Source organism: Akkermansia sp. KLE1798 (genome assembly GCF_001580195.1).
Classification (GTDB): Bacteria; Verrucomicrobiota; Verrucomicrobiia; order Verrucomicrobiales; family Akkermansiaceae; genus Akkermansia; species Akkermansia biwaensis.
On sequence record NZ_KQ971080.1, the window covers coordinates 1 to 498 of the forward strand.

1 protein-coding gene is annotated in these 498 nt (G+C 58.2%); it reads left to right on the forward strand.

The genetic code is table 11. From position 1 onward, the window contains the following. Positions 1-32: 32 nt before the first annotated feature. Positions 33-498, forward strand: a 466-nt coding sequence (locus HMPREF3039_RS04170; RefSeq protein WP_156473600.1) for a hypothetical protein, incomplete at its 3' end; no start/stop codon positions are given.

Below are 498 nucleotides of genomic sequence, written 5' to 3' on the forward strand. Positions count from 1 at the left end.
ATGAAAATACTGTCAAGGATGGAGCACCCGTAATGCTCATCACCGAGCAGAGGCAGGGCATGCCCGCTTTCCGGACGGAGCGGAAAGTGGAAGGCAACAATGTGACCATCACCCAGGGAGAAGGGGACGAGCGCATCGTACGGCGGATTGAGCGCAATTTCCTGCCCGGCGGCAAATGGGAAATGATTGAGAGCTACCGCAAGATCAACGAGGAAACGCCCGTATCCTGCGTACGCACCGTCCAGAAGAGCACGGAAGGCGGCTGGCTGACCATCAGCAGCACGGAGGGATACAATACCCCCTTGGCCCAAACAACGCTCTACACATATAACGACCAGTTCCGCGTGTCATTGGAAATCAAGCCCGACGGAGGCTACACCCGCTATGAGTACGACGACCAGGGCCGGATGGTTCTGGAAGCAACACCGTGGGCAGGGGGAGGGGAGAAAGGGACGCGCACCACCTACGCTGACCTGCGCTTCAATGATTTCAGGCCGG